The sequence below is a fragment of the Bradyrhizobium sp. genome (assembly GCF_050014615.1).
Lineage (GTDB): Bacteria > Pseudomonadota > Alphaproteobacteria > Rhizobiales > Xanthobacteraceae > Bradyrhizobium.
Genome location: NZ_JBEKCZ010000256.1, coordinates 1 through 6813 on the forward strand (window position 1 = coordinate 1; position 6813 = coordinate 6813).

6 protein-coding genes and 1 pseudogene are annotated in these 6813 nt (G+C 62.8%); 2 read left to right on the top strand and 5 right to left on the bottom strand.

The genetic code is table 11. From position 1 onward, the window contains the following. The first annotated feature begins 174 nt into the window (after positions 1-174). A complete protein-coding gene (locus ABR948_RS27035) occupies positions 175-1188 on the top strand; it encodes an MBL fold metallo-hydrolase (protein WP_428123915.1) in 1014 nt (337 codons plus the stop codon). 11 nt (positions 1189-1199) lie between these two features. Here the strand turns inward: ABR948_RS27035 and ABR948_RS27040 are convergent, their stop codons facing one another. Then, positions 1200-1700 carry a DUF8737 domain-containing protein gene (locus ABR948_RS27040; protein WP_428123917.1) on the bottom strand — a complete coding sequence of 167 codons (501 nt, stop codon included), beginning with the start codon at positions 1698-1700 and terminating at the stop codon, positions 1200-1202. 120 nt (positions 1701-1820) lie between these two features. On the opposite strand from ABR948_RS27040, the gene ABR948_RS27045 reads away from it, so the two are divergent. Further along, entirely contained in the window at positions 1821-2750 is a 930-nt protein-coding gene (locus ABR948_RS27045) for a LysR substrate-binding domain-containing protein (RefSeq protein WP_428123919.1), read from the top strand. 24 nt (positions 2751-2774) lie between these two features. Here the strand turns inward: ABR948_RS27045 and ABR948_RS27050 are convergent, their stop codons facing one another. The 4 genes and pseudogenes from ABR948_RS27050 to ABR948_RS27065 form a co-directional block, all read right to left on the bottom strand. Next, positions 2775-3800 (bottom strand): amidohydrolase family protein, encoded by a 1026-nt coding sequence (locus ABR948_RS27050; RefSeq protein WP_428123922.1) that lies wholly within the window; start codon positions 3798-3800, stop codon positions 2775-2777. 35 nt (positions 3801-3835) lie between these two features. Then, on the bottom strand, positions 3836-4825 hold the full coding sequence (locus ABR948_RS27055) for a substrate-binding domain-containing protein (protein WP_428123925.1): 990 nt from the start codon (positions 4823-4825) through the stop codon (positions 3836-3838). Further along, a complete protein-coding gene (locus ABR948_RS27060) occupies positions 4822-6219 on the bottom strand; it encodes an MFS transporter (protein ID WP_428123928.1) in 1398 nt (465 codons plus the stop codon). The genes ABR948_RS27055 and ABR948_RS27060 overlap by 4 nt, the downstream gene beginning before the upstream one ends. 129 nt (positions 6220-6348) lie before the next feature. After that, a pseudogene (locus tag ABR948_RS27065) lies at positions 6349-6732 on the bottom strand (GMP synthase (glutamine-hydrolyzing)); the annotation flags it as partial. Between the last annotated feature and the right edge of the window lie 81 nt (positions 6733-6813).

A 6813-nucleotide genomic window follows, 5' to 3' on the forward strand; every position in this document is an offset into this window, starting at 1 on the left:
GCGGTGACAGTGCACTAAACATCTACCTTTCAGGCGCGAAACGAAGGCATTTAGTGCGCAGTCACCGCAATTCCGTGAATGCGGAGCCCGCAGGGTCGAAGCGTTCCATAGGTAGATCGGCGTTGCAAAGTGAATTAAGCTCGGCACCAACCAAGAAACAAAGCGGGAGATGCCATGCGGTCGTCAATGTGCAAAGCCGTTTGTCTGTTGGCCCTTGTGACGCTGCTGGACCCCGCCAACGCCCAATCGCCTGCAACCGTACCCGATACGATAGAGGGCCATCTGGCCGCGGGCAAAAATGCCGCCGGCGGACGCGACAACACGCCGGACTTCTACGGCCTTGTGACAGCGATCTGTGTCGCGCCGCTGCGCGGCGCCCCCGCGCCCGACGCGCCTGCGCCGAGCGAGGATCCAAATCGCAAGTCGACCTATATGCAGCCGAAGCAGGCCTTCGACGACGTCTACTGGATGGGGACCGAAAGCACGTCCGCGTGGCTGCTCACGTCTGACGACGGCTACATTCTCTACGATACGGCTTACGTCTATGATGCCGAGGATGTGCTGATCGGCGGCATCAAGAAACTTGGCCTGGACCCGGCGAAAGTAAAATACGTGATCGTTTCGCACGGCCACCGCGGCGAGTCAGGTGGGGCTTATCTGTTCCAGTCGCGCTACGGTTCGCGCATCGTGACGGCGGATTGGGACTTGATTGAAGGTTCGCTGTACGGATACCCGACCGGCAAGCCCAAGCGGGACATTGTGGCCACCGACGGGATGAAGATCACCGTGGGCGACCGCACGGTGACGCTCTATCTGACGCCGGGGCACACGCCCGGAACCATTTCCGGTATTTTCCAGGTCCATGATCAGGGCAAGCCGCTGACTGCAGTCTATTCCGGCGGCACGGAATTCAATTTCCCCAACGACATCGCGCATTTCGATCAATATCTGGCGTCGGTGCGCCGGCAATCCTCTCTGGCGACTGAGGCGGGCGCGACCATCATCCTCAACAACCAATCACAGTTCAACGGCGCCGCCGACAGACTACGGATATTAGCCGACCGGCAGCCCGGAGAACGCCACCCGCTTGACGTCGGTACCGAAGCGGTGGCCCGCTATTTCACGATCGAGAACGAGTGCGCCAGGGCTCAGCGCCTGAAGGTCATTGCCGGCCAGGGTAGTCACTAAGTCCGAATCTGTCACGCAACAGCGGCTGCGGGCTGAGGCCGCAGCAGCAAATAGAATGCGGCGACGTGCGTGATCATCAACAGGGGCACGTAGATGATCGGGATCGCATAGGTGGCGCCGAACTGCCCCGCCATCGCGGGAAGGCCGACCTGGACGGCGTGGTAGTAGTTGAGGATAAGGTCGGCAATCCCCACGAGATTGAAGGCGACGACCAACGCCCAAAACAGCGGACGTATCCTCACCGTGAGCAGCGCCAGCATGGCCAGCCCCCCGGTCGCAAAGTCGCCGTAAGCGCTGAACGTCGCGAAGCCAGCCGGCAGATTGGGGCCGACGACGCCGGGAACGAGGAAAACGAGCCCGAAGAAGCGAAAGCTGTGCAGGGTCGCGATGGCGCGTTGCGCTTCAACCTGATGCATCGACTTGAGCCAGGGCCAGATGTACGCAAAGAAGCAGAGCAGCCACGCGACATAGCCCAGAACGAGATGGATCTGGAAGATGGGTTCCGGCGACATTTGCTCTCCTGTCAGGTGTTGATTGGCACGGCTTCGAACACCGCGGCCTGCCCCCCGATTTACAAACCACATGTACGACCGCTTCCCGCAAACGACTATTCGCGATAATGTCGATGGGTTATGAAGCAGAACTTCACAGTCAGGCAGGGCGCGCTCGACGGCGTGGAGGCGTTCCTGAGCGTTGCCCAGCACCGCAGTTTTCGCAAAGCGGCCGCGGAACTCGGGGTCACGCCCTCGGCGATCAGCCAGGCAGTACGCACCCTCGAGGCGCGCGTTGGCGCAGCCCTTTTCATCCGCACCACGCGCAGTGTCGGCCTCACTGAGGCCGGCGAACGATTTCTCTCGCGCGCCAAGCCCGCTTTCGAGGAGCTTGTCGCCGCCAGCGGGGTCGCGCGTGACCTTGGGCAGCGGCCTGCCGGACTGCTGCGCCTCGCGGCGCCGCGGGCGGTGGTGCCTATCCTGCTGGAGTCGCTGATCGCATCGTTCTGCCAGGCCTATCCCGATGTCGAGGTCGAGATCGCCGCCAGCCCGGATCTGGTCGATATCGCCGCCGAAGGATTTGATGCCGGCGTCCGGATGGGCCAGTTCATCGCCGCGGACATGGTTGCGGTGCGGCTGTCGCCGCCCTTCCCGTTCGCGGTCGTCGGCAGCCCCGACTATCTACGCCGGCGAGGCCGGCCCGAGCGTATCGACGATCTGCGTCAGCATGCCTGCCTGCGCATTCGCCGCTCGAACGGGTCGATCGGGGCCTGGTCGTTTGTCAACGGCAACAAGCCAATCGAGGCGATCGTCTCCGGCCCGCTGATCGCCGGCGACTTTCCCACCATGCTTGGTGCGGCCGTGGAACATATGGGGCTTGCGCAAGTGCCCGGACCGATCGCCGCCGAACTGGTGAAAGCGGGAAAGCTCGTGCAGGTGCTGAAGAGGTTCGCGCCGATGGCGCCGGGTGTGTTTCTCTACTATCCGGGCCACCGGCAATTGATGCCGAAGCTGCGGGCCTTCATCGATCACGTGAAGGGCCGCTCGGGCGCTGCCATTGTGCGCCGTTGATTCACTACGCCGTGGTCGCTTGCATTACTTGACCAGCTTGCGACCAGTGACCGCTTCGAGATTCTTGTAATAGATCATCTCACGATCGGTCTTCGACAGGTCCAGTTTTTCAAAAATCTCCAGCGTCAGGCGCGGGTACATCGTTCCCTTCTCGGGATCGAACGGACAGTCGGAGGCGAAAACGACCTTGTCGCGCGGATAGAAACCGAGGCCGCATTTTGTAGCCGCGAGGGCTCCGAACACGGCGGTGTCGGTGTAGAAATTCTGCTTGAAATAGTCGAGCGGGCGCTTCTTGAGGCTCTTGCGCAGCGAAACGTAATCCTCATCCGTGGTGCGGTCGCCCAGCACGTCCCAGCCCGGCCCGATACGCCCCTCAAGCATCGGAACGATGCCGCCGAAATGGTGGGTGATGATCTTGAGATCGGGATGGTCGTCGAGAATCCTGGAGAATACCAGGCGGGACATGGCGACCGCCGTCTCATAGGACCAGCCGAACGTCCACCAGATCTCGTAGAGAGACTTCTTCTCCGAGAGATAGTCCGGCATCTCGGCACCGCGTGCGGGGTGCATCCAGACCGGCTTGCCGAGCTCCGCCATCTTCTTCCAGAACGGTCGATATTCCGGCCGGTCGATCGGCTTGCCGGCGACGTTGGTGTAGATCTGCACGCCGAGCGCGCCGAGCTGGTTGATCGCGCGTTCGGCCTCGGCGACACCGGCGTCCGCCGCGTCGAGGGAAATCTGCGCGACCCAGCCGGGAAAATGATCGGATTCCTTCGCGCACAATTCGGCGAAGCTGTCGTTGATCAACCGGACGAACTCATCGATCTGCGCCGGGCTTTTCGCGATGGTTTCGGCCGCCGGCTGCGAATAGGACAGTATCTGCGCGTAGTCCTGGTGGCCGTCGACGATGCGCTTGCGCAGATCGAGGTCGTAGAGCGCCGGCACCGAGCGGACACGCTTGCCGATGTCCTTGTAGTCGCCGGCGAGGTCCAGCAGCTTGTCGTAGACCCGCTTCGGGAAGAAATGCGTATAGGCATCGATCCTCATCATCGGCGGTTCCTCCAGCTGTTCTTGTTGCGTCGCGCTCACACCCTGACCCGGGACAAAACCTGTTCCGGGAATAAATCTTCGGGCGCGAGGCGGCGGTGACAGACGCCTTGCTCGTGGGCGTATTGCAGGAAGGCTTCGAGCGTGGTGCGGTTGGCGTCGACGCCATAGGGCCAATGATCCCTGCCGAATAGTTGCTGCGCCTGCCGCGTATGCTCGAAGCACCATGGAATCGGAAAGCGCGGCGCCGTCACTTCCAGGGCGCGGGCGACACTGCGCTGCTTTGCTTCCTCAAAGGCCTTGAACAGGTTCATGGCGATCCAGGGATGCGCCTCGACCGCCGCGCGCTTCAGCGCGATGACGTGCATGATCGGAAAGATGCCGGTGGCGCGGTAGTATTCCGCCTCGACCGTCATGTAATCCTCGAACAATCGCGCAATATTCGGGTGACCGTCCTCGAAACAGTCGGGCGCGTGCGCCGATAAAATCGCATCGACCTCCCCTTCGACCAGCATCCGGTTCAGGCTCTTTGTCGGCGCCGGTGTCAGGCGAACGCCGGGCGGCAGATCGAGTGCCACTTTCTCGGCCCGGCCCGGCTCGTTGACGCCGGCCTGTATCCACGCGATGCCGGCGAGATCGATGCCGTATTGATGTGCGAGCAGCCCGCGTGAATAAACCGCCGCGGTCTGCGCCCATTCAGGCAGGCCGATCCGCTTGCCGGCGAGATCCTGTGGCGTGCGGACGGGGCCATCGCGGCGAACATAGATCGAGGAATGGCGGAAGATGCGCGAGGGAAACACCGGAATGGCGGTCAGGGAGCGGTCACCTTGCGAAATCAGCGAGGCGTATTTCGCAAAGGATATTTCGGATACGTCCCACTCGCGGTATTTCAGAAAGCGGAAGAAGATTTCCTCGATCGGCAGGCTGAGGCATGTGAGCCGGATGCCTTCGGGCACGATGCGCCCCGCCGTCAGATCCTCGACATGGTCGTAACGGCTGATCGCCAGCGTGAGCGGGACTTCGTTCATGGGCGATGGCCTTCCGGGGTCGGATAAAGCGGCGACGGCATCGCGGTCGATTGAGCCGCCATTCCCGCCACGCGGTTTCGCAGGATCGCAAGCCGCCCCAGAAAGAACAGGGCGCTTGCCGAGATCAGAACCGGCGCCGAGGCGGCCGCGAACAGCAGGCCGAGCGGCAGGCCAAAGGCGAGCAATTGACCCCCGATCACCGGCCCAATGATCGATCCGACGCGGCCCACGCCAAAGGCCCAGCCGGTGCCGGTCGAGCGCATATAGGTGGGATAGAGCGTGCCGGCCAACGCATTGATGCCGGCCTGGCCACCGATGATGCAGAAACCGGCGACAATCACCAGCGCCATCAGCGGCATCTCGTTGGTTCCGACATGGCCGAGCGCGGCAACGCAGGGCACCGCGACCAGGAAGGCGGCGACGATGCCAAGCGTGCCGATGCGATCGAGCAGCCGGCCGACCACCACGCTTCCGACCGCGCCGCCGCCCTGCAACAGCGCCGTCGCCAGCACCGCATGCGCCAGCGGCACGCCCGTTTCGGCGACAACGGTCGGCAGCCAGCTTGTCAGAAAATGCAGTGAGACCATGTTGGCGGCATAGGCGAGCCACAACAGCGCGGTCATCGACGCCCGGCTGTCCGCGAACAGCTGTGCCACCGGCAAGCCGTCCTTGTTCGCGTCTTCGATCGCAAGCGAGGCGTTATCGCGAATGGCGAGGTCTGGCCGGATGCGGCGCAACAGACCGAGCACGAGGTCGGTGCGACCGCGCTTCACCATCAAAAAGCGCACTGACTCCGGCAGCACGACAATTGAAACAAGCCCGATCGCGATCGGCAGCACGCCACCGACGACAAAAACGCTGGGCCAACCCCAGCCCGGAATCAGTTGCGCGGCGATGACGCCGCCAGCCGCGGCGCCCACAGTGTAGCCGACAAACATGATGCCGACACGGGTCGCGCGCTCGCGCGCCGGAGCATATTCCGTCACCAGCGCGATGGCATTCGGGATCGAACCGCCGAGCCCGATGCCGGCGATGGTTCGCAGCACCAGAAGCGATGTGAGCCCGTCGGCCCAGGCGCTCGCGAGCGTGAACAGGCCAAACAACAGCGAGCCTGCGACGATCATGCGCTTGCGGCCGAAGCGGTCGCCGAAGTCGCCAAGGACCGTGGCGCCGAGCATGAAGCCGCCAAGGCCCGCACCAAACACCGCGCCGAATGCCGCCTTGTCCGAGTGCCACGCTTTGATGATGGCAGGCGCGGCGTAACCCACGACCTGCATGTCGTAGCCTTCGACGAACATGAAGGTGCAAATCCAGAACATCAGGCCGATCTGGAAACGGCCGAACTTCTGACCTTCGATCAGAGCTCCGACATCGATGGATGCCGCCCTCGTCATGCTTTCCTCGCCCTGATGCATTGCCGTTTTCACGGAGAATGCCAGACGGGGCGCTGCGCGTCATGGAAAATGCTTCAATACCAGGCCGCCAGCGCCAAATAGTCTCCGGCCCCCTAGCCTAGGTAACCCCTACTCCCACTCAATCGTCCCCGGCGGCTTCGACGTGATGTCGTAGACCACGCGGTTAACGCCCTTGACCTCGTTGATGATGCGGGTCGCGGTTTCGCCGAGGAATTTCATGTCGAAGGAATAAAAGTCCGCGGTCATGCCGTCGGTCGAGGTCACCGCGCGCAGGCCGACCACGTATTCGTAGGTGCGGCCGTCGCCCATCACGCCGACGGTTTTCACCGGCAACAAGACGGCAAACGCCTGCCAGATCTGGTCGTACAGGCCGGCCTTGCGGATCTGGTCGATATAGACGGCGTCGGCGTTGCGCAGGATCTCGAGCTTTTCCGGCGTGATGTCGCCGGGGCAGCGGATCGCGAGGCCCGGTCCCGGGAATGGATGCCGCCCTCGTCATGCTTTCCTCGCCCTGATGCATTGCCGTTTTCACGGAGAATGCCAGACGGGGCGCTGCGCGTCATGGAAAATGCT